Source organism: Psychrobacter sp., assembly GCF_041554015.1.
Classification (GTDB): Bacteria; Pseudomonadota; Gammaproteobacteria; order Pseudomonadales; family Moraxellaceae; genus Psychrobacter.
Genome location: NZ_JBFFMS010000001.1, coordinates 110,855 through 133,431, shown reverse-complemented (window position 1 = coordinate 133,431; position 22,577 = coordinate 110,855). Strand labels below are relative to the sequence as shown.

Below are 22,577 nucleotides of genomic sequence, written 5' to 3'. Positions count from 1 at the left end.
GCAGTGATAGATTAACGATTACTTCGCTTCATTATAATTTTTTGCCGCTTTCACAAAGCTATTGAACAAGGCATGACCACCGCGTGGCGAGCTGGTAAATTCTGGATGGAACTGTACCGCAATGAACCATGGATGATCAGCAAGCTCAACCGATTCAACCAAATGCTGCTTGGCAGAGTACCCTGATATGGTCATACCTGCTTGCTCTAATGGCTCAATATAGCGGTTATTCATCTCATAACGATGGCGATGACGCTCAGTGATATTGGTCGAGCCATAGATTTGGGCAAGCTTACTACCAGCGACCAGCTCAGCTTGCTGCGCGCCTAGACGCATGGTACCGCCAAGGTCTGAGTCATCGCTACGAATCTGTAACTCACCACGCTCATCTAACCACTCAACGATTAAACCAATAATAGGTTCAGCGGTCTTTTTATCAAATTCAGATGAATTGGCATCAAGGTTTAGCACGTTACGGGCATATTCAATCACTGCCAACTGCATACCTAAACAAATACCTAGATACGGCACCTTGTTTTCACGGGCATAAGTGATGGCTTTCATTTTGCCCATCGTGCCGCGCTCACCAAAACCGCCTGGTACCAAGATAGCATCAGCATTATGTAGCTGCACCAATAAGCTGTCATCGTCTTCTAAGCGCTCAGCATCGACATAATCAATCTTGACGTCGGCTTTATGAGTAATACCGGCATGCAACAAGGCTTCATTGATTGATTTGTAGGCATCTGGCAATTCAACATATTTACCAACCATAGCTACAGTTACCGTTGACTCAGGATTTAGCTGTGCTTCAACCACTTTATCCCAATCGCTCAAATCCGCTTCTGGCACATCCAGACCAAAACGCTCACAGATCAAATCATCAAGATCTTGCTCATGCAAGGTACGTGGAATCTGATAAATACTTTGTGCGTCTTCACACATAATGACCGCACGTTCTTCAACGTTGGTAAATAACGCAATCTTGCGGCGGTTGTCTTGCGAGATATGATGATCAGAGCGGCAAATCAAGATATCAGGCTGCAAGCCGATAGAGCGCAGCTCTTTAACAGAATGCTGCGTTGGTTTGGTTTTGGTTTCGCCAGCACTGGCGATATAAGGTACTAGTGTCAGATGCATCAGCATGGCACGATTGCGACCAAGCTCGACTTGCATTTGACGGACCGCTTCCATAAAGGGTAGCGACTCGATGTCACCTACTGTACCGCCAATCTCGATAATGGCGATATCATAGCCTTCGCCACTGGCAAGGATTTTGCTCTTAATTTCATCCGTGATATGCGGGATCACCTGCACCGTACCACCAAGATACTCGCCGCGACGCTCTTTATTCAAAACGTTTTGATAAATGCGACCACTGGTGAAGTTGTTACTTTTACTCATCTTTGAATGGCGTAAAAAACGCTCATAATAGCCCAAGTCCAAATCCGTCTCGGCGCCATCTTCAGTCACGAATACTTCACCATGCTGGAACGGGCTCATCGTGCCTGGATCAACGTTGATATACGGATCCATCTTAGTCATGGTCACGTTTACGCCACGTGCTTCTAGGACGGCAGCAAGAGAAGCGGCGGTGATACCTTTTCCTAGTGAGGACACTACCCCACCGGTCACAAATATAAACTTGGTCATAGTACTCTGTCGGTAATTGGTAAAGAAGGATTTTACTAAAAATACGTCAAAAAATATAGGGCAAAAGCACAAACTATTTGAAACTCTGCATTTTTAGCGTTTGTCTGTTACAAGCGCTCAGCTATTATAACTTACTCACTCATTAAAAAGGACATAACAAAAAAACTCACCCCGAAGGATGAGTTTTTTATTCAGATTCTAATGGTTAGATTAGAATTTGTATTCTAGACCAGTACCAATTACCAATACTTCAGCATCACCAATTAGAGTACCAGGAGCGCCTAAATCATAAGCTCTAACATTGTCAGCTTTATTCATACCAGCATAGGCATGAGCAATGATATTGTCTTTATACATATATTTGCCACCAACAACGATCTGATCTGAGTCAGAATTGTCCCAACCATTTAGGTTTGACGTGTTGTTGTACTGTGCATAGACAGAAGCTGGGCGCGCAAAGTTAGTTAAAGGCATTTCACCACTGATTACGAAACCTTTTTCTTTTGACTCGCCGCCATCATAATCAGCTACTTGATATAGCGCACCCAATCTTACTGGAGCAGCGATAAATTTAGCTAGATCTACAGTAGCAGTACCACGGATGATATCGCCAGCGATGTTTTGATCTTTGTCATAAGCGACACCAGCAGTAAAGCCAGTACCTTGATCAAATAATGCTGCAACACCAAAACCTGAGTTGTCGTTACCATTGGCATCATCAGAGCTATACATTGCAGAGATTTCTAACGGTAAGTTGTTATATTTAGGCGCAGTCCAGATTACTGAACTTGGGATACGGTTACTATCCGCCATGTTCAACGCTGAAACAACTTCACTTTCATTTTCAGTCTGACCTAAGTTATCCCAATAACCTTGGTTAACAACTACGTTGTCAATACGAGCTAGGCTTGATTGGTTCTTACCAACACGGAATTCACCGAATTGCTTGTTTACAACACCTAGGAAAGTATCACGATTAGTAAAACCATTTTTATCGCCATCAACGCTTGTGCCGTACTCTAACTGATAGATAACATCAGTGTTAGCAGTCATGGCTTCAGAGCCTTTAAGACCGATACGTGAAGCATGAGAATTGATCTCTACTGTGTCTTCATCATACATATTACCAACGATAGGAGCATCGAATTCAGCATTAACATAGTCCATAGCTACAAAAGCTTTACCATAAACAGTTGGTGCTGCATTGGCTGCAGATACAGATAGGGCAGCGATTGCTGTAGCTAAAAGTAGTTTTTTCATGGGGGTATCTCCACTTTACAATTTTAGTAATGAGCGAGCTATTATTAGCTAGTGCCCAAATGGTATCGTCACAAATCTTCAAAGATATAATGTGTAACTGGCTACCGAGATTAGTCAGAAACAAGTGTGGCGAAGTTCTATTACCGTAAGATGAAAAAAACCATGACTTACATAACTGGGATTAAAAAAGTAACTGCCATGTAAACTTTGGTCTTTATCGCTCTGTTGCGTAACATCCGTTACCAAACTCATACTTCAGCTACAAGCATAACAACTTTGACATAATTTGCAACATTTTTTTGAAGCTTTAGTTGGGAAAAACTTTCAAACCCACCCTCTGTATAAGGTTTTGCTTTAAAGAAAATTTTGGCAAAAAAACACCCCTACTCGTTTAAAACGAATAAGGGTGAGCACTCTAAAGAAGATCAAAAAAGCTAAAAATTTGACTATTAACTTAGTCATTAACAGCCTCAAAACTTGACAGTCATTTACCTCTCGTCAAGGACAACTGTTGTCAAATGCTGCTTTTTTTAACTTTTAGCAGCCAACACTGGCTTTTAGATCTAACCTTGCTTGATGCAATAGCGGCTCAGTATAACCACTTGGCTGCTCGCGCCCTTTAAACACCAAATCACAAGCGGCTTTGAAAGCATAAGAATTGTCAAAGTCAGTCGCCATTGGTTGATACTCAGCATCACCAGCGTTTTGCTCATCGACGATTTTGGCCATGCGTTTCATAGCGTCCATCACTTGCTGTTCACTGACCACATCGTGGTGTAACCAGTTGGCGATATGCTGACTTGAGATACGCAATGTCGCACGATCCTCCATCAAGCCGACATCATTGATATCAGGTACTTTGGAGCAACCGACGCCTTGGTTTACCCAGCGTACGACATAGCCTAGGATACCTTGAGCATTGTTATCAATCTCTTGCTGCTTTTCTTCTTCAGTCCAATTGGTGTCTTTTGCCAATGGAATGGTCAAGATATCATCGATGCTAGCGCGCGCACGTGATTTTAGACTGTCTTGCACCTCTGCAACATTGACTTGATGATAGTGCATGCTGTGCAATGTTGCGCCCGTTGGCGATGGTACCCATGCGGTATTGGCGCCTGCCTGCGGATGAGCAATTTTGGTGTCCATCATCTCTTGCATCTCGTCAGGTTTTGCCCACATACCTTTACCAATCTGCGCATGACCTTGTAATCCTACTTCAAGACCGATATCGACGTTCCATTGCTCATAAGCAGGTAGCCACGTTTGCGACTTCATATCGCCTTTACGGACAAATGGACCGGCATTCATACTGGTGTGCATCTCATCACCGGTGCGATCTAAAAAGCCCGTATTGATGAAAATAACACGCTCTTTTGCTTGGCGGATAGCTTCTTTTAAGTTGACCGTCATACGGCGCTCTTCATCCATGATGCCAATCTTGATCGTATAACGCTCTAAGCCTAGTAAGTCTTCTGAAGCATTAAATAAGTCATTCGCCATTTTTACTTCATCTGGACCATGCATTTTTGGTTTAACAATATACATTGACCCTTTACGCGAGTTTGATAGCTCGGTTTTACCTTTTAAATCATTCAATGATAATAACGGTGTGATCAAACCGTCCATCAAACCTTCAAAAATCTCTTCTTGACCATTGCCCAAGTCGACCAAAATCGCAGGATTTTGCATAAGATGTCCGACATTACGCAGCAATAAAAGCGCGCGACCTGACAAGGTCAGCGTATCGCCTGCGGGCGTGGTGTATTCGCGATCAGGGTTTTGTCTACGTGTACGGGTCTTACCGCCCTTCTCAAAGGTTTCTTGCAAATCGCCATTCATTAAGCCAAACCAATTGCGATAGGCTTCAACCTTTTCTTCAGCATCAACAGCAGCGATGGAATCTTCACAGTCTTGAATCGCGGTCAGCGCGGACTCTAATACAACGTCTTTGATATTGGCAGGATCCTCTTTACCGATTGGATGATTGCCATCAATTTGAATCTCAGCATGGAGATTATTGTTCTTTAACAACACAGCGCTAGGACTGTCCGTGTCACCCACAAAACCGACAAACTGTGCGCCATCTTTTAGTTGCGTACTGCTAGCGCCTTGCGCAATCTCAAGCTTGCCATCGATGACTTTAAAACCTGTAACATCGCTATAGGCGCCTGATGCTAGGGCAAAATTTTCATCAAGGAAGTTTTTGGCATAAGCGACGACAGCTGCGCCGCGTGTCGGGTTATAGCCACCCTTTGCTTCTTGGCCATTTTCATCACTGATCACATTGGTGCCATATAGAGCATCATATAGGCTGCCCCAACGCGCATTATTGGCGTTTAGCGCATAGCGAGCATTACGTACTGGCACGACCAGCTGTGGTCCGGCAATACGGGCAATCTCATCATCGACGTTTTCTGTGCTGACACTGAACGCTTCGCCTTCTGGCAACAGATAGCCAATTTCTTGTAGAAAGGTTTTATACGCTGGATAGTCAATATCACCATTTTTGGCAGGGTTGTCCAGATGCCATTGGTCAATCTGTCCTTGAATCTTGGCACGCGTTGCAAGCAGTGCTTTATTGCGCGGAGTAAACTCTTTAATGACCTTTTCAAAACCTGACCAGTAACCATCTGAATCGACACCAACTTTCGGCAGCACTTCATTTTCGATAAAATCGAACAGCTGCTGATCGATGGCAAGAATGCCTTTTTGAACGCGATTGGCATTAGAAGACTGGCTCATACTGTTATCCTTATCTGTTTGTTAGTTTTGTTCATACTGGGCTGCTAAAACATACCTCGTCCATGTACACAGTCATGAAAAAGGGCGCATGGAGCAGCGTTATAAAGTAATAAATATTCGACCATCAGAAACAAGCTAGGTAAAATTCCTGTTAGATTACACTCATATTGGCCGTCATTATGGAGCGGTGTTTAACGTTTTATTATCAGATATTATCTAGATAGGTTTTAAATAACGAGGGTTTATAAACCTTAGATTTTGAGACGCGATTGATAGTTGATACAATAATGACTATCTGCTATCCGCTGACAATCAATAGTAAGACAAAATACCCTAAAAGCAAAATATTATCCTACTATCAAATAGGGTAATAAACAAGGAAACCCCATTTAGTAGCTAAATGCCTATACTGTAGTCAAATGATGATCTATATTCTATATGGGTTAGCAAAGATTGTCTTACTATTTCATGCCACTAACCTATCGTTCAGTATAAACTGTAAGTAATCATTACGGTATGAATTTATGCGTAATGGTTATCTATCATATCTAGATATTTAAAAGAATTTAGAAACATATAGCGCGTATATACCTGCTTTTTTTATTATTTTATTCATTCACTTGTTAATAAAGCCCAAGCCAACTATGACTATAACCCACGAAAATACCTCAACACCTAAAACCACTGCTCATTTACAATCAGAGTTGTCCGCTACTGCAAAGAGCAAACCTGCCAGAGATGCTGAGCATGATAGTAATAATGACAGCATTGATAGCGTCGATAGTATTGATATCAGCCAACTTAGCACACCGCTAAAGGTCGATCTATCACCTGTTTATGAGTTCTTGGGCGCGCGTACCTCGCAAGCTTGGGTCAATGCCGCCATTGATAACTTACCGCTGATTATTCAAGACCATGCCAATTGTGAAAAAAAGGCAGCCGGTACGGCGATGAATCTCATCTTTCGCTATGAGTTCTCATATGACTTACAGCGTAAGTTGGCACAGCTGATACGTGAGGAGATGCTGCATTATGAGCAAGTGCTTGGAATCATGCATGAGCGCGGGCAAGAATGGAGATATCTGAGTGCAGGGCGTTATGCCAAGGGCATGCTGAAACATAAGCGCACCTACGAGCCTGCCGCTATGGTGGACGTACTTATCATTGGGGCATTTATCGAAGCACGCTCTTGTGAGCGTTTTGCGGCACTTGCTGAGGTCATTAATGATGCGCGTTTGGCAAAATACTATCGTTATTTATTAAAATCAGAAAGCCGCCATTTTGAGGATTATTTGGCATTGGCGCAGTCATTGTCTGAGGACAATATCGATGAGCGCGTGACATTCTTAAAAGAAGTAGAAGCAGAGCTGATATCCACTCCTGATACTGAGCTGCGCTTTCATAGTGGCGAGCCTACTGCTCTCTAACTGCCTGCTTTAGTCAGTGAAAAATCAATAATAAAAAAGGTGCTGCAAGCAACGTATCAGTTGTACCTGCAACACCTTTTTTATTTACTTGATGTATTGTCATTTACTTAATGTATTCTAAAAATCTTTTTCATCCGGATTTAGGACACGACTTTGAGCGTTGTCGATATTTGCATAGCGATTTAAGTTATTTATGGCCTCGCTTTTAGCGCTTTCATCAATAGTAGTATGTTCATTGATACCCTCATCAAAAGCATTGCCTTCTTGATCGCGGCGGTCTGGCTGGCGAGCAGGATTATCGCCATCATTGACATGCTCAGACCCTATAACGCTCTCTTGGAAGGTGTCAGTGCCTTTATTAATGGTAGTATGGTTTTCGATGCTATCATCTGTCGACATAACGTTATAGCTATCATGATGAATATCCTCATGTCTATGATTACCATGTTCGACATCATCGCTTGCATATCTGGTACCGATAACCGTCTCTTGAAACGTATCCGTCCCTTTTTCTGCATTATCATGAGCTGCGGCGTTGTCGACCGTGCGCGCGTACGTGTCATCAGTATGAGCATCACTACGGTTAATAGGCGTTTTGGTTAATGCAGGATCTTTGGTTTCCATCGTCATATCCTTATATTTAATTTATCTTTTTTGTTATTTTCTCACTGTCAGCCATCTAACAGACATCTAATCTCACGCTTTTATATGCGAGTTAAGAACGAAAGTTAAAAAGCTAAGATAATCGCGATAATAAAAAGCTATTCATTGCCTTTTTGTGACAAATCATACGCATTTAAATCACCAACATTCTTGCCTCCGGGCGGCAGGTTTTCTTCTTTACGCGGGTCGGCGTATATCTCATCTGTTTCCTGTGATTCCTGCTGAGGTCCATCAATTTCAGGATCGTGCTTACGCCCTTCATAACTGTCCGATGGATTATCTGGATGCAGCTTCGCTGAATCATTGACCAATACAGGCTCTTCATTATTGGGATGTTTATTATTAGTTTGGATACTGTTTGACTGATTCTGATGTGACATAGCGTTTCCCTCGCTTTATTAGTATGGGGGTCAATAATTTACTGCGCACTACTTATCTGTACGTAATTCCTCATCAATAAAAGGTGTTTTTTCTTCACCAGCTAAAGATTCTGGCGCATCGACAGAACTGCCTTCTTTTAAATTTTCCTCAATCTGTTGGCTATTTGCTTGTTCAGCGGCCTTTTGAATATCTGATGTATCATTATCGGCATAACTCATGGTGAAATCCTATTTTGTAATTAACCTGTTGTTATTTTTTACTTATCCTTTTAATTATAAATACAAGCTTTAGAGTCCTACCAGTGTGCTGCCGTATCAATATGTGAATAAGTGTGAGCTTACCAGACAGTTTGTAACTAGCAGACAGTTTGATGGGCACAAAAAAACCAAGCATAAAGTAGTCTCTATGCTTGGTTTATATATTTAAAAATCTCAATAATCCCAAAGTCCTAAAGGCGGTTAAGCAACTTAGTTGTTGTTACCGACTAGGATAAGGATAGTTAGGCCGGCTCGCCCACACCATTGATCATTTTTAACAAATGCTCTTGGGCGATATGCGGTGTCTCACCAGCGGCTGGCTGGTTTTGTTGCCAACGACCGTCACCGCTAAGCGTCCACGCTTGGGTGTTGTCTTTTAGATAATTGATCAACCCATCTTGATACACCTGCTTGGCCAATCTGCTATCTTCAATCGGAAACGCGACTTCTACCCGATGAAATAAGTTGCGATCCATCCAATCAGCACTGGCACAGTACAGGCGCTCATCACCATTATTATGGAAGTAGTAAACGCGGGTATGTTCAAAAAAGCGACCGATAACAGAGCGCACCGTAATATTTTCAGATAACCCTTTTACCTGCGGACGCAGACAGCACATAGAGCGCAAAATCAGCTCGATTTTGACCCCCGCTTGTGAGGCGTCATAGAGTTTATCAATCAAACGACGTTCAGTTAGAGCATTTACCTTAATAATGATATGAGCGCGCTTGCCCGCTTTAACATGAGCGATTTCCTCATCGATAAACTCCATTAGCTTATCGTGCAAAGTAAAAGGGGCATGCAGTAACTTTTTAAGATTGGCAGGTTTGCCCATACCAGTTAGCTCTTGGAATATCTTATGGACGTCCTCTGAGATATCAGGGTCAGCACTAAATAAGCCATAATCAGTATAAACTTTGGCATTTGACGCGTGATAGTTGCCCGTACCTAAATGCACATAACGGCGCATTTTCCCCTCTTCACGGCGCACGATAAGCATCAGTTTGGCATGCGTTTTATAGCCGACAATGCCATATACCACTACCGCCCCTGCCTCTTGCAAATAATTGGCGACCGCAATATTCGATGCTTCGTCAAAACGCGCCCGTATCTCAATAACTGCTGTCACTTCCTTGCCATTACGCGCAGCTGCAGCTAATGCTTTTACGATTTCTGAATTGGTACCTGAACGGTAAAGCGTTTGCTTAATTGCCAATACCTTGGGGTCACTGGCAGCTTGCCACAGCAAATTGATAATTGGTGAAAACGCATGGAACGGATGATGCACCAAGACATCGCCTTTACGCATTGCGGCAAACATACTGGTCGCTTTATCAAGCTTGTCGACATCGCGGCGAAACGGTTTGGGTATTACATGGGTAAAAGGCTGATAACGCAGCGCTGGAATATTAAAATCGAACAGCAGCCGCGTTAGGTTCACCGGTCCATTGACACGATATAATTGATTGTCATGTAGCTCAAACTCATTGAGCAGATAATCACTGATAGGTGCCGGACAGTCAGTGGTCACCTCTAAACGTACCTTGTCGCCAAAACGGCGATTTTCAAGCTCACCTTCTAAAGCTTTGGCAATATCATCGACATCATCTGCCAAGTCTAAATCTGCGTTGCGTGTCAGCCTAAACTGATGACAACCGGTGACATTCATCCCAGGGAATAGCTCACCGATATGCTCATGAATCACAGCTGATAGCATCACATGATGCTCTTTGCCACCTGTTAGCTCATCAGGCAGACGGATGACCCGAGGCAAACTGCGCGGTGCGGGCACAATCGCCAGATTGATATCGCGACCAAAGGCATCCTTGCCCTCTAATGTTGCAATAAAGTTGAGGCTTTTATTGACCAAACGCGGGAATGGATGGGCGGGATCAATACTGATAGGCGTCAATACTGGCGATACTTGCTCAGTAAAATAGCGCTTCATCCAGGCAGATTGCTCGGCGTTTAGCTCATCACGTTTTAAATAACGAATGTCTTCAAGTGCTAATGCTGGCAAGATATCTTCATTTAAAATCCGGTATTGCTCAGCGATAGCATCGTGGGTCACGGCTGATATCTCATTAAGAACTTCACTCGGACGCATGCCATGCACACTGGTCGATACGTCACCCAGATTGAGCTTTTGCATGATACCAGCGACGCGAATCTCAAAAAACTCGTCGATATTGGAGGAAAAAATCATTAGGAAAAATAAGCGTTCAAGCAAAGGATGGCGGGGATCTGCCGCTTGCGCTAAGACTCGTAGATGAAACTGTAATAAAGATAAGTCACGATTGATATAGCTGTTGGGTGAATAATTGCCTTCTTCTGAGCGTTGCCAATCAATCTCGGTTAATTCTTTATTACCATTTGAATGAGTAAGGCGAGTAGAAGGAGTACTTATTTGAACATTATTAGCAGTACCACCGTTTATATTAACCTCGTCATTTGTATCAATATCCACCTCAATAACATCAGTAATCTCATTATTATTCTGGGTATTATCCATCTCTGACACGTTATACTCCTTCACCATTATCAACTTAGCATTATTTTTATAGCAATCTGATTCTGCCCCTACTTTTATACCATACTTTCTATGATTGTTATTTTAAAAAGAGGCAGTGTTGTAAAGAGACTGTGCTGTGTTTATGCTCAATGACGGTAGGCCTAAGCAGACTGCGGCAATACAGCATTTTTCATACGTTTTTTGATGATGCGCTGCTTATTACGCAAGCGCCTGTCCCCTTGATTGTCTTGATAGTATTTTGGATTGGTCAGCATAGCTATTAATAGCGCAGACTCATCACGATTTAGATTGTTTGCCGATTTATCAAAATAATGCTGCGCGGCAGCCTCAACGCCATAGATACCATTGCCAAACTCTGCCACATTCAAATACGCGGTCAAAATGCGCTGCTTATCCCATAAGGTTTCAATCATGATAGTGAGAATCGCCTCTTCAGCTTTTCGGGTATAAGAGCGATGCGAGGTGAGAAATAGGTTTTTGGCCAATTGCTGAGTGATGGTTGAGCCGCCCGCTGACATTTTCCCCGTCTCTTCGTTCTTTTTCTGAGCCGCCTTAATACCTTTCATATCAAAGCCGCTGTGCTGGCTGAACGTCGAATCCTCACTGACAATCGCCGCTTGTTTGGCAGATTTGGCAATGGCGTCATATTCAACCCAAGTTTGGCTAACCTCTCCGCCCGTAATACGATGGGTGAGCATAAACATGCTGTTATTGATCGGCTGCGTTTTCCAAATTAACAGCAGCCCTGCAACCAACACGTGGAATGCGACGACCAACACCATGAATGCCAATAATAGTCGTTTGATAAATGTGCCAAAACTTGTCATGGGTGTTGTCCAAGTGATTCAAAAAAGAGTGAGTGAGACAAAGTCAGTAACTAAATAAAGAGCGCTCAGCTTATCAATATAGCTCAGCAATGATAAATAGCAGTCATCTTACCTAATCTCACAATCGCTGTCATTATTTACCCCATTTCTTTATCATGTCATAAAGTAGCGGTAAAACGAGCTTCCGTTTATTTATAAGTGTTACCTTAAAAATAACAACCAGAGAGTCATCATGTACGAGAATAATATAAGCACATTGCGCGCCCGTATGATTGCAGAAAATCCTGAGCTTGGGACTTCTGAAAATAGCACTAAATGGTGGCTGCTTGGTACTACAGGCTGTCATTTATGTGGCACTGCTGAACAGCTGATGATACAACTACAAGCGGTGCAACCTATTAGCTATGCGGCTGTCGATATTGCCGATTTCTCTGAGCCGTTGATGATGGAATTTGCGACGACGATTCCCGTCATTTTGACACCGACAAAGCGTATAAACTATCCATTTTCCGTACTGGATTTACAGCGTTTATTATAGCTCTGACAGCCCCTGCTTGCTTATTCAATACAGCCACAAAAAAGCTTAATTCTTACTAATTCAAAACATTACCTATCATTTTATTCAGTTTTAGCCTATATATTGATAGCCAATCTTTCCCTTTTTATTATAAGCTTAAGGTCAGCTGTATAATAATGCAGTGAGTGTCGACCATTTAGTGAGCAAAGGAATGCCACCATGAATCAGATCCTAAGACCTGATAAAGCGGCTCTAGCAGAGCTGCTTCGCGATTTTATTGAGCCTCAGTACGTGATCAATGATGAGGAGACGCAAAAGCCTTTTGAGTGTGATGGCCTATCGGTATATTGCGATATGCCACTCATTACGGTGCTCCCAGCAACCGTTGAGCAAGTTTGCAAAGTGATGCGAATCTGTTATCGCTATCAAATCCCTGTGGTGGCGCGCGGTGCCGGTACGGGCTTGTGTGCAGGCGCGATGCCCAACCCTGATGGCGTCTTGTTGGTATTATCCCGATTTAAACATATCCTTGATATTGACCCGCTTGCCCGTAGTGCGCGTTTGCAGCCCGGCGTCCGCAACCTTGCTATCAGTGAGGCGGCAAGTCAATACGGCTTGTATTATGGCCCAGATCCCTCCTCACAGATTGCCTGCTCTATCGGTGGCAATGTCGCCGAAAACTCAGGCGGCGTCCATTGTCTCAAATATGGTCTGACTACTCATAACTTATTAAAGGTTGAGATGGTCACAGTCGAAGGCGATCTTATCACTATTGGTAGCGAAGGTCTCGATAGCAATGGCTTTGATTTGATGGCTCTGATTACCGGCTCTGAGGGTTTGCTTGGGGTGATTACAGAAGTGACGGTCAAGCTACTACCTAGCCCCGAAAAGGCTCAGGTTGTCATGGCCGCTTTTGACAATGTTCAGACCGCAGGAGACGCGGTTGGCGGCGTGATTGCCAAAGGTATTATTCCAGCCGGACTTGAGATGATGGACAGCCCAGCCATCATAGCCGCCGAAGCATTTGCTCATGCAGGCTACCCAATTGACGCCCAAGCTTTGCTGCTATGTGAGTTAGATGGTAGCGAGGCGGAAGTTCAAGAACAGATAGCAGAGGTTGAGCAGCTGTTTATTGAGCTTGGTGCAACCACAACCCGTGTCTCACAAAGTGAGGCAGAGCGCGCCTTATTATGGAAAGGTCGAAAATCGGCATTCCCTGCCGTCGGACGAATATCCCCTGATTACTACTGCATGGATGGCACCATTCCGCGTAGCCAACTTGCCCACGTCCTAACCGAAATGCAAATACTCTCAGAGCAATATGGTCTGCGCGTCGCCAACGTGTTCCATGCAGGGGACGGCAATTTGCACCCGCTTATCTTATTCGATGCCAATGTCCCAGGAGAGCTTGAGCGCACTGAAGAATTTGGTAGCCGTATTTTAGAGCTTTGTGTCAAGGTAGGCGGCTGCATAACTGGTGAGCATGGGGTTGGCGTCGAAAAAATCCGCCAAATGACGATACAGTTTAACGATCAAGAACTGACACAGTTTCATGCCATCAAGCACGCCTTTGACCCAATCGGTACGCTAAATCCAGGTAAAGGCATTCCTGTGCTCAAGCGCTGTCAAGAATACCGCACCCTTGACAGACCTCAGCATAACCATGACGCTCAACCACAGCAAGGAGATCTGGCATGACAGACATCAGTCAAGAGCTGATTGCGCGGGTAAGACAAGCCAGCCACGACGGCACAGCACTACAAATCGTGGGCGGGGGCAGCAAGCAGTTTATGGGACGTGAGCCGATAGGCGAACCCATCAGTCTTCGCGAGCACAAAGGTATTCTCAGTTATGAGCCGATCGAGTTGGTGCTGACCGCCCGTGCTGGCACCTCAATCCATGAGATTAATAGCGCCTTGGCAGAACACAATCAGTGCTTAGCATTTGAGCCACCAGCATTTAACGGACAGGCAACCTTAGGCGGTACCTTGGCCTGTCATTTATCTGGTCCAGCAAGACCTTGGAGCGGCTCAATAAGGGACCATGTTCTAGGCATTCGGCTTATTAATGGGCGCGCAGAAGAGCTACGCTTTGGCGGTCAGGTGATGAAAAACGTTGCCGGTTATGATGTCTCACGGATGCAAGCAGGCGCGATGGGTACCTTGGGTATCATCACTGAAGTCAGTCTAAAAGTCATGCCTAAACCTGCCGCCACTGTCACTGTCAAGCAAGAGATGAATGCGACAGCGGCAATTGAGACCATGAACCGCCTCTCAGGGCAATCTAAACCTTTAACGGGGGCTTGTTGGTTTGACAATCATTTATATCTGCGCTTGGCAGGCGCGCGAAGTGCTGTAGACAGTACCGTTAGCCAGTGGCAAGGCACGGCATTAGAGGATACAGATGATTTTTGGTCAATGCTTGGTGAGCAGCAATTGGATTATTTCTTAGACGCCTCCTCCCTGTGGCGGTTTTCTGTCAAAAGTAGCGCGGCGCACATGCTACCAGAGGAAGACTGGCTGATTGATTGGGGAGGATCGCAGCGCTGGCTTCGTGGCGACTTTACCGCGGACAAATTAGAGGCGATCGCTGAGGCCGCAGGTGGTCAGGTCAGCCTTTATCGCGGTGGTGACAGGAGTCAGGAGGTCTTTCATACACAGCCTGAGGCGCTGCAAAAACTCCACCAACGCCTGAAACATGCTTTTGATCCAAACGGTGTGTTCAATCCCAATCGTTTATACAGCTGGATGTAACTTGGCTCGATGACAAGGAAGTCGTAATGCGAACTCAAATCAATATAAAATATCTGGATCATCCAGATATTCAAGAAGCCGACGATATTTTGCGTACTTGCGTTCATTGTGGATTCTGTAATGCCACCTGCCCCACGTATCAAGAGCTCGGCGATGAGCGTGACGGTCCTCGCGGTCGTATTTATTTACTAAAACAAATGCTTGAAACCGGTGATGTCAGCGAAAAATCTCAACTGCATTTAGACCGCTGTTTGACTTGTCGTAGCTGCGAAACCACCTGCCCTTCTGGGGTGAAATATGGCCGCTTGGCTGAAATCGGCCGCGATATCATGGAGGAGCAGCTGTCGCGACCTGCCGATCAAAGGCTCAAACGTTGGCTTATCAGAAAGGTATTGCCTTATCCGCATCGCTTCGGCTTTCTTTTACGGCTCGGGCAACTGTTTCGCGCCTTTTTACCTCGCGACTTAAAAGCCCAAGTCCCTGTTAAGCAAGTCACCCGCCCGCGACCCTCGCAGCAGCACGCGCGCCAAATGCTGGTACTAGAGGGCTGTGCTCAACCTTCTGCCACCCCCAATACCAATAATGCTGCCGCCCGAGTACTTGATAAGCTCGGCATCAGCTTGATCGCTGCGCCAGAGGCCGGATGCTGCGGCGCTGTGAGCTATCATATGCCAGCCCATGAAGAAGGGCTTACGTTCATGCGGCGCAATATCGATGCGTGGTGGCCATATATCGAAGCTGGGGCAGAAGCCATTGTCATCAGCGCCTCAGGCTGCGGCTCGATGGTCAAAGAATATGGCGAAAAACTCAAACATGACGACGCTTATGCAGCTAAAGCCAAGCGTATCAGTGCACTGACCCGAGACCTGAGTGAGATTTTGATCAAAGAAGACCTAGAGAATTTGGGGGTAAAACAGACGCATCGCAAGACTGCTGTCCACTGCCCCTGCTCGCTACAGCACGCTCAGCAATTGGGCGGTCATGTTGAGCAGATTCTGCAACGCGCTGGGATTGAGCTCTCTAAAACCCAAAACGGCCATTTATGCTGCGGCTCTGCTGGTACCTACTCACTCCTGCAACCTACGCTGAGCCAGCAATTACTCACCAATAAAATTAATGATCTTACTATCGATAATCCAGATCAGATTGTAACAGCCAATATCGGATGTCAATTGCATTTGGGCGGTCATGCGTCTGTGCCAGTCAAGCACTGGATCGAATTGTTAGATCCCTCACCAACCAAGTTATCCTGAGCTGAATAAACGATAAAGGACAGTCATTCAGCTTTTAGTCATAGTAAGCACAGTAATTGTACACACCGTAACTGTATTACAGTGACGGTAAGGATAACCACTCTAAAAAAGGATTCAAGATCTCAGCTAATTTTTAAAATACGTTCTTTACCGCCATTTGGATGACGGCTGCATTATCAAGAGATACCGGCTTCTTTTGGCTTAACATCAGTAAAGAAACAAGATATATCATTCAATCAATGATATTTCAAAGATGACTCCAACTACATATACCAAGGAAGGTTTATTATGTACACTTTTTTGGCCTTAGCGCCTATTTTGGTCGTCCTCGTTTTACTTGTCATATTGCGGCTGCCTGCCAAGATTTCTATGGGCGTTGCCTATTTAGTCACTGCGCTATTAGCATTATTCGTCTGGCAAGCCAGTGGCGCCCAAGTCGCCGCCGCGACTGTAAACGGCATCATCGTTGCACTCACGCTTTTATTTATTGTATTTGCGGCTATTTTATTGCTCAATACTCTAAAGGAAGGCGGTGCTATCGTTGCTATCCGTAAAGGCTTTATGGATATCTCACCCGATAGACGTATTCAAGTTATCATCGTGGCATGGCTATTTTGCTCAATGGTAGAAGGCTCGTCCGGGTTTGGTACGCCCTCTGCTATCGGGGCACCATTGCTACTCGCTTTAGGTTTCCCAGCGATGGCCTCGGTGATGGCGGTGTTAATTATTCAGTCGACGCCTGTGTCATTTGGTGCTGTTGGTACGCCAGTATTGCTTGGCGTTTGGACGGGCATCAATGATAAAGAAGACATCACGCAAGCGATTGCGCCACTCTCAACTGAAAATTATCTCTTACAAATTGCAGGTAACATCGGTCTGATACATGCACTGGTGGGCTTTTTGATTCCGTTACTGTTAAGTGGATTTTTGACTCGGTTTTTTGGCAAAAATCGCTCTTTTGTTGAAGGACTCAAAGTATGGCCTTTTGCAATTTTTGCCGGTCTCTGTTTTACCATCCCTTATTTTTTAGTGGCCAAATACTTAGGTCCTGAGTTCCCATCCTTGGTTGGCGGTTTTATCGGTCTGATGATTGTGCTTCCTGCCGCAAAGCGCGGTTTTTTGATGCCAAAAGAGATTTTCGATTTTGCACCACGTGCTAAATGGGATAAAGACTGGCTTGGCTCATTACCTGAAGAAAAGTTTGATGATTCTATTGCACCGAGATTTTCTTTGGTTCGGGCATTTTCTCCTTATCTTATCGTTATTGGTCTATTAATCATCACTCGAGTGATTGCACCGCTTAAAGCATTTTTGACTGGAGAGGTGACCACCGTAGAGTTCACCAATCTTTTTGGTACGACCATCTCGAGTAAGATACAACTTGCCTATTCTCCAGGTACCATTCTTATTATTGCGTCCTTAATTTGCATTTTGTTATTTAAAATGAACAGCCAAGCTGTCAAGCGCAGTTGGCGCAGCTCTGCAATAACTATGGTCGCCGCTGCACCAGCCTTGCTATTTTCGGTGCCGATGGTCCAAGTCTTTATCAACTCCGGATCAGCTGCTGACGTCGCAAACTCGCTACCTGCAATGCCTATCTTACTGGCTGAGAGCGCCGCTGGTGCCTTTGAAAATGCATGGCCACTCGTATCGCCGTGGATTGGCGCACTGGGCGCCTTCATTGCAGGCTCAAATACCGTCAGCAATATGATGTTCGCTTACTTTCAGTGGTCAACCGCCAGTCAAATTGGCTTAGATGCCAACCTTGCTGCACAAGTAGTAGCCCTACAAGCGGTCGGTGGCGCAGCGGGTAATATGATTGCGGTACATAATGTCGTGGCTGCTTGCGCGGTGGTTGGGCTGATGGACAAGGAGGGCTATGTTATTCGCAAAACCTTGGTAGCCATGACCTACTATGTGATTCAGGCAGGACTGATCGGTATGGGTATTATTTTTGGTCAAATGTGGTGGTGGATCTTAGCGGTCATTTGGCCAATCGCGTTTTTTGGCATCATGGCAATAACGAGTAAAAAAGTCACTACTTAAGATGTATTAGCTATACTGGTAAATCTGTCAATCCGCACTGAGCACTTGAACTGACGCTATTATACTAACTATGATAGCGTCAGTTTTCTGTCATGATTTTTATGTCACGATTAAGATAATATCCTCCACTCATTCACGATAAACAACAAATGACCACAGCAGCATAATGAATAAACGGTTATAAAATAAGCCACAAGGAAGAGCCCATGAAAAATTTGAGCAAGATTACTGAAATTGAAGACTTAAGACGTGTCGCTGAGCGCAAAGTACCCCGCATGTTTTATGATTATGTCGACTCAGGCTCATGGACTGAGACCACCTATCGTAATAATGAAACTGACTTTGACCGTATCAAACTACGTCAGCGGGTATTGGTCAATATGGAAGGTCGCTCGCTTGCTACAGAAATGCTGGGCACGCCAGTAAAGATGCCGGTTGCGATTGCGCCAACAGGCTTTACTGGCATGATGTGGGCAGATGGTGAAATCCTCGCGGCACAGGCAGCAGAAAAATTTGGTGTACCGTTTTCGCTATCGACCATGAGTATTTGTTCTATCGAAGATGTCGCCACCCATACTAGCCAGCCGTTTTGGTTTCAGCTATATATGATGCGCGATATGGACTTTATCGCCAATTTGATACGCCGCGCAAAAGAAGCCAATTGCTCAGCGCTTATCCTGACTGCCGACTTACAAGTACTGGGTCAGCGTCATAAAGACATCAAAAACGGTCTATCTGCACCACCAAAACCGACACTGACGAACATCTTAAATCTGATGACCAAACCAGAATGGTGCATGAATATGCTCCAAACTCGGCGCCGTACCTTTGGTAATATCGTCGGTCACGCCAAAAACGTTGAGGATATCTCATCGCTATCGGCATGGACAGCTGAGCAGTTTGATCCGGCGCTTAGCTGGGATGATGTCGCTCGTATTAAAGACATGTGGGGTGGCAAACTAATTATCAAAGGTGTTATGGAGCCTGAAGATGCCATCATGGCCGCTCGTAGCGGTGCCGATGCGCTGGTGGTCTCCAACCATGGTGGACGCCAGTTAGACGGTGCGCCCTCTTCTATTTCATCTCTATCCGATATCGTCCAAGCCGTATGTGCTGAAGACAGTCAGATTGAAGTTTGGCTCGATAGTGGTATTCGTTCTGGACAAGATGTACTTAAAGCGATGGCGCTTGGGGCAAATGGGACGATGATTGGTCGTGCTTTTCTTTACGGTCTTGGTGCCTATGGCGAAGATGGCGTCCGCCGCGCGCTTGAGCTGATTTATAACGAGTGTGATATCAGTATGGCGTTTTGTGGTCATACCGATATTCATCAAGTGACGGATGATATCTTGGTCAAAGGTACTTATGAGCATCTTAAAACTGCCCTGCCTTACGTAGCGCCGATGCGCTGGTAAGTATAGATAAGATAGCTGCTTAGAGTTGTTGGTCACTTTCTTTATACTACCCATACCCTTTATACTGTACTGATAATTTTTTATTGATAACCAGATGTTATGACCATTCAACAACTATTAAAGACCGCACCTGTCACTACCCTGTTATTAGTCAGTTTTATTGGGCTATTTATCATGCAGGTATTGACTGGCGTGGATGCCAATAACCCATCAACTGCGGCGCTGGTAAAGTGGGGCGCCAATGCCCTGCCCTTTACCATGGATAGCGAACCGTGGCGCTTGGTGAGCAGTGCGTTTTTGCACATTGGGCTGATGCACTTACTGTTTAATGGGTTTGCCATGTACTTTTTTGGGCAAATCGCCGAGCCGATGTTTGGCTCCGCAAAGTTTTTGGCACTGTTTTTATTAGCAGCAATCGGTGGCAACTTACTCAATAATTACGTTACATGGCAAGGCATTATAGATGGGACAGGACAAGCTGGTCTATCTGCGGGCGCATCAGGCGGCATCATGGGTATTGGCGCTGCGCTATTGATCGCTGCGCTGTTCAAGATATCAGTCAATGGAATGGTGCTCAATCTTAAAAGCCTGATACTTATTATGGGCATCAACTTAGTGTATGGTTTTGCGGTGCCGGGTATCGATAATGCCGGTCATATCGGCGGTGCGATTACCGGTCTTGTCATTGCACTGGCTTTTGCGATTGCCTATCGTCAGCGTATGGCAGCCGTCATACAGAATACTGCCACTTATCAGAATGGTTATTTGCCTCAGCATCAACATGGGCAGCAAAACGAATACCATACTACTTATATCAATACGCCAGTGACAGTGGACAGCGACACTGGTTTTGATAATGAAGTTCATTTAGACAACGCTCACTTAGACAATGCTCATCTAAATCATGCCAGCTTGCACAATGAAAGTCATGTCGATAATAATAGTGGTGTAAACTCAAACACTACTATCAAACCTGCGCTTATTTGGCAACTGCTGCCGTGGATTGTGATGTTATCTATTGGCCTCGGCTTTATATGGTGGTGGCAAGATATCCATCAGCAATTAGTAGAAGTGCTCAATGCTATCGAACAAAACACTCGTTAATCTATACCTCTATTTTTAACTGATTCCAACGTACAAACACCTTACGCGACTTACTCTTTTTATCCCTTTGTTTCACCCACTTATGAGAGCACATTATGTCTACATCATCAGTATTATCTGCTACTTTTACACGCGCTTTGCTTAGCACGTTGACAGCGACCGTTATGCTCGGCGCAGCTAGCCTATCTAATGCCTCGCTTTTTAATAAAAACTTGCCAAAAGACCCTGATGCCGTATTAAGCGTTGGTGTCAACGTTATGGCAGTCAAATCTGCTTATGATCTGGAAGAAAGCACTGAGATAAAAGTATTGCCAGGGGTATTCTATGACAATAATAGAATCTATGCGCGCGGCGCTCAAGCAGGTGCTTATATCATCAATGATGGCAAAAACCAGCTGGCAGCATATGCTCAGCTCGACGGCAGTGAGTTTGAACCTGATGATGCCACCGGCAATCTACAAGGACTTGATGAGCGTAAAGCCTCGGCAGCGGCTGGACTAAGCTATATGCGCACCACCCCCGTTGGTGGCTTCCGCGCCCAATATGCGACTGATATCTTAGATAATAGCGGCGGCAATACTGCGCGCTTAAGCTATATTGGTAAAATCACTAAAAATAAGCTCACCGTCTATCCAAGCGTTGGCTTTGAATATCACGATGCCGACTACAATCAATACTATTATGGTGTAAGCGATACAGAGTCAAATAGAACGGGCGTTAAAGCTTATACTGCAAATTCAAGTTTGAATCCCTATATCAATATTAGTGCTAACTATGACTTTAATAATCGCTGGGCAGGCTTTGCCAATCAAAGCTTAAGCTATTTGCCAAATGAGCAGTATGATAGTCCAATGGTTGACTCGCGTACGGATGCCACGACGACACTTGGGCTGCTGTATAAATTCTAATCAAAAATAAATTTTAGATAAAAAAAGACCTTGTCACGTAATGTGGCAAGGTCTTTTTTTATCTATCAGCTTGCTAAAGATTAGCCTTTAAGCTTTTTGATAGATTTAACATTACAGCCTTTATAAAGGATTTCACTGCTGGCATTTTGGATATTGGCCGATGATTTATGATAGTTATTTAAACGCAGTGCGCCCGTCATAATACTAAAATTATCTTCATCACCAAACACGGTATCAACCATGTCAGAGCGACCTAAGTTAATAGGTAAAAATCTTTTTTTGCCATTCAAATTGGCTTCTGCAAAGGTCGGTAGGTTTTGCTTGTTAAAACCATAAGTCACGCTGACTTTCTTATTGTTTTGGCAAGTATAATTGACCTGTCTGTGTTTGACAGCACTATCATAGCTCTCGCTTGGTTCCATTACTTTGTCCGAGTAAGCCATAGCAGAACCAGAACCCAACATCGCAAGCAAAATACCGGCTGATGATAAAGCAGCAGTTAATTTTTTCATAAAATCACCTCAATTATATAATTAGCATGGTCTTAGATAGGAGCATACAAGCATAGATACAAATATGGACGTTAGCGGCGAACTGTTTTTAGTTTGTCTGCTCGTTCGCTCTTATTGTCTTTATCATGATTTGAAACGGCTATTTAAAAGTTATTCATTTAGGCGCTGTTATTCACCTACTCCTATCTAAGCGCTTATTATAAACAAAATTTTTGTTGGTACTGTTATAACTATTGGTTTGCTTGTTGTTTGAGCGTAAGACATTGTTGCGCGTGATGTATGTGCTTCAATCGACAGATAAAAAAAGACCTTGCCACCTCCATTT

At 44.4% G+C, this 22,577-nt stretch carries 18 protein-coding genes; 9 read left to right on the top strand and 9 right to left on the bottom strand.

Annotated features, from left to right (window positions below; genetic code table 11):
- Positions 1-18 precede the first annotated feature (18 nt).
- From ABYU67_RS00555 to ABYU67_RS00545, 3 genes are all read right to left on the bottom strand, one after another.
- Positions 19-1,653 (bottom strand): CTP synthase, encoded by a 1,635-nt coding sequence (locus ABYU67_RS00555; RefSeq protein WP_372843010.1) that lies wholly within the window; start codon positions 1,651-1,653, stop codon positions 19-21.
- 210 nt (positions 1,654-1,863) lie between these two features.
- Entirely contained in the window at positions 1,864-2,913 is a 1,050-nt protein-coding gene (locus ABYU67_RS00550) for a porin (protein WP_372843009.1), read from the bottom strand.
- A 537-nt stretch (positions 2,914-3,450) separates the two neighbouring features.
- Positions 3,451-5,655, bottom strand: a complete 2,205-nt coding sequence (locus tag ABYU67_RS00545; protein WP_372843008.1) for a malate synthase G — start codon at positions 5,653-5,655, stop codon at positions 3,451-3,453.
- Between the two features lie 644 nt (positions 5,656-6,299).
- Between ABYU67_RS00545 and ABYU67_RS00540 the strand changes: the two genes are divergently transcribed.
- Positions 6,300-7,082: a tRNA-(ms[2]io[6]A)-hydroxylase gene (locus ABYU67_RS00540; protein WP_372843007.1), complete on the top strand. Its 783-nt coding sequence runs from the start codon at positions 6,300-6,302 to the stop codon at positions 7,080-7,082.
- Between the two features lie 117 nt (positions 7,083-7,199).
- Here the strand turns inward: ABYU67_RS00540 and ABYU67_RS00535 are convergent, their stop codons facing one another.
- The 5 genes from ABYU67_RS00535 to mtgA form a co-directional block, all read right to left on the bottom strand.
- Complete coding sequence (locus tag ABYU67_RS00535) at positions 7,200-7,706, bottom strand: hypothetical protein (RefSeq protein ID WP_372843005.1); 507 nt, start codon at positions 7,704-7,706, stop codon at positions 7,200-7,202.
- Positions 7,707-7,843: 137 nt separating this feature from the next.
- Positions 7,844-8,125, bottom strand: coding sequence for a hypothetical protein (locus ABYU67_RS00530; protein ID WP_372843004.1), 282 nt, complete (start codon positions 8,123-8,125; stop codon positions 7,844-7,846).
- A gap of 48 nt (positions 8,126-8,173) precedes the next feature.
- Positions 8,174-8,344: a hypothetical protein gene (locus ABYU67_RS00525; RefSeq protein WP_372843002.1), complete on the bottom strand. Its 171-nt coding sequence runs from the start codon at positions 8,342-8,344 to the stop codon at positions 8,174-8,176.
- A 281-nt stretch (positions 8,345-8,625) separates the two neighbouring features.
- Positions 8,626-10,896, bottom strand: coding sequence for a polyphosphate kinase 1 (gene ppk1, locus ABYU67_RS00520; RefSeq protein WP_372843120.1), 2,271 nt, complete (start codon positions 10,894-10,896; stop codon positions 8,626-8,628).
- Positions 10,897-11,057: 161 nt separating this feature from the next.
- Positions 11,058-11,744, bottom strand: a complete 687-nt coding sequence (gene mtgA / locus ABYU67_RS00515) for a monofunctional biosynthetic peptidoglycan transglycosylase (protein WP_372843000.1) — start codon at positions 11,742-11,744, stop codon at positions 11,058-11,060.
- A 232-nt stretch (positions 11,745-11,976) separates the two neighbouring features.
- On the opposite strand from mtgA, the gene ABYU67_RS00510 reads away from it, so the two are divergent.
- From ABYU67_RS00510 to ABYU67_RS00475, 8 genes are all read left to right on the top strand, one after another.
- On the top strand, positions 11,977-12,282 hold the full coding sequence (locus ABYU67_RS00510) for a glutaredoxin family protein (RefSeq protein WP_372842999.1): 306 nt from the start codon (positions 11,977-11,979) through the stop codon (positions 12,280-12,282).
- A 198-nt stretch (positions 12,283-12,480) separates the two neighbouring features.
- Complete coding sequence (locus ABYU67_RS00505; protein WP_372842998.1) at positions 12,481-13,959, top strand: FAD-linked oxidase C-terminal domain-containing protein; 1,479 nt, start codon at positions 12,481-12,483, stop codon at positions 13,957-13,959.
- On the top strand, positions 13,956-15,014 hold the full coding sequence (glcE, locus tag ABYU67_RS00500) for a glycolate oxidase subunit GlcE (protein WP_372842997.1): 1,059 nt from the start codon (positions 13,956-13,958) through the stop codon (positions 15,012-15,014). The genes ABYU67_RS00505 and glcE overlap by 4 nt, the downstream gene beginning before the upstream one ends.
- Before the next feature lie 26 nt (positions 15,015-15,040).
- Positions 15,041-16,267 (top strand): glycolate oxidase subunit GlcF, encoded by a 1,227-nt coding sequence (glcF, locus tag ABYU67_RS00495; protein WP_372842996.1) that lies wholly within the window; start codon positions 15,041-15,043, stop codon positions 16,265-16,267.
- Between the two features lie 288 nt (positions 16,268-16,555).
- Positions 16,556-18,313 (top strand): L-lactate permease, encoded by a 1,758-nt coding sequence (locus ABYU67_RS00490; protein WP_372842995.1) that lies wholly within the window; start codon positions 16,556-16,558, stop codon positions 18,311-18,313.
- 206 nt (positions 18,314-18,519) lie between these two features.
- Positions 18,520-19,728: an L-lactate dehydrogenase gene (locus tag ABYU67_RS00485; protein ID WP_372842994.1), complete on the top strand. Its 1,209-nt coding sequence runs from the start codon at positions 18,520-18,522 to the stop codon at positions 19,726-19,728.
- Between the two features lie 99 nt (positions 19,729-19,827).
- Positions 19,828-20,832: a rhomboid family intramembrane serine protease gene (locus tag ABYU67_RS00480; RefSeq protein WP_372842992.1), complete on the top strand. Its 1,005-nt coding sequence runs from the start codon at positions 19,828-19,830 to the stop codon at positions 20,830-20,832.
- A 95-nt stretch (positions 20,833-20,927) separates the two neighbouring features.
- Positions 20,928-21,740: a MipA/OmpV family protein gene (locus tag ABYU67_RS00475; protein WP_372842990.1), complete on the top strand. Its 813-nt coding sequence runs from the start codon at positions 20,928-20,930 to the stop codon at positions 21,738-21,740.
- Positions 21,741-21,820: 80 nt separating this feature from the next.
- On the opposite strand, the gene ABYU67_RS00470 is transcribed toward ABYU67_RS00475, so the two are convergent.
- Complete coding sequence (locus tag ABYU67_RS00470; protein ID WP_372842989.1) at positions 21,821-22,252, bottom strand: adhesin; 432 nt, start codon at positions 22,250-22,252, stop codon at positions 21,821-21,823.
- Positions 22,253-22,577: the final 325 nt, after the last annotated feature.

What these genes read in the sequence shown, in the direction of transcription:
- ABYU67_RS00525 (WP_372843002.1), bottom strand. Translation starts at nt 8,344, where the DNA reads ATGAGTTATGCCGATAATGATACATCAGATATTCAAAAGGCCGCTGAA.
- ABYU67_RS00480 (WP_372842992.1), top strand. Translation starts at nt 19,828, where the DNA reads ATGACCATTCAACAACTATTAAAGACCGCACCTGTCACTACCCTGTTA.
- ABYU67_RS00485 (WP_372842994.1), top strand. Translation starts at nt 18,520, where the DNA reads ATGAAAAATTTGAGCAAGATTACTGAAATTGAAGACTTAAGACGTGTC.
- ABYU67_RS00470 (WP_372842989.1), bottom strand. Translation starts at nt 22,252, where the DNA reads ATGAAAAAATTAACTGCTGCTTTATCATCAGCCGGTATTTTGCTTGCG.
- glcF (WP_372842996.1), top strand. Translation starts at nt 15,041, where the DNA reads ATGCGAACTCAAATCAATATAAAATATCTGGATCATCCAGATATTCAA.
- ABYU67_RS00535 (WP_372843005.1), bottom strand. Translation starts at nt 7,706, where the DNA reads ATGGAAACCAAAGATCCTGCATTAACCAAAACGCCTATTAACCGTAGT.
- ABYU67_RS00505 (WP_372842998.1), top strand. Translation starts at nt 12,481, where the DNA reads ATGAATCAGATCCTAAGACCTGATAAAGCGGCTCTAGCAGAGCTGCTT.
- ABYU67_RS00540 (WP_372843007.1), top strand. Translation starts at nt 6,300, where the DNA reads ATGACTATAACCCACGAAAATACCTCAACACCTAAAACCACTGCTCAT.
- glcE (WP_372842997.1), top strand. Translation starts at nt 13,956, where the DNA reads ATGACAGACATCAGTCAAGAGCTGATTGCGCGGGTAAGACAAGCCAGC.
- ABYU67_RS00545 (WP_372843008.1), bottom strand. Translation starts at nt 5,655, where the DNA reads ATGAGCCAGTCTTCTAATGCCAATCGCGTTCAAAAAGGCATTCTTGCC.
- ABYU67_RS00550 (WP_372843009.1), bottom strand. Translation starts at nt 2,913, where the DNA reads ATGAAAAAACTACTTTTAGCTACAGCAATCGCTGCCCTATCTGTATCT.
- ABYU67_RS00530 (WP_372843004.1), bottom strand. Translation starts at nt 8,125, where the DNA reads ATGTCACATCAGAATCAGTCAAACAGTATCCAAACTAATAATAAACAT.
- ABYU67_RS00555 (WP_372843010.1), bottom strand. Translation starts at nt 1,653, where the DNA reads ATGACCAAGTTTATATTTGTGACCGGTGGGGTAGTGTCCTCACTAGGA.
- ABYU67_RS00475 (WP_372842990.1), top strand. Translation starts at nt 20,928, where the DNA reads ATGTCTACATCATCAGTATTATCTGCTACTTTTACACGCGCTTTGCTT.
- ABYU67_RS00510 (WP_372842999.1), top strand. Translation starts at nt 11,977, where the DNA reads ATGTACGAGAATAATATAAGCACATTGCGCGCCCGTATGATTGCAGAA.
- ABYU67_RS00490 (WP_372842995.1), top strand. Translation starts at nt 16,556, where the DNA reads ATGTACACTTTTTTGGCCTTAGCGCCTATTTTGGTCGTCCTCGTTTTA.
- mtgA (WP_372843000.1), bottom strand. Translation starts at nt 11,744, where the DNA reads ATGACAAGTTTTGGCACATTTATCAAACGACTATTATTGGCATTCATG.
- ppk1 (WP_372843120.1), bottom strand. Translation starts at nt 10,896, where the DNA reads ATGGATAATACCCAGAATAATAATGAGATTACTGATGTTATTGAGGTG.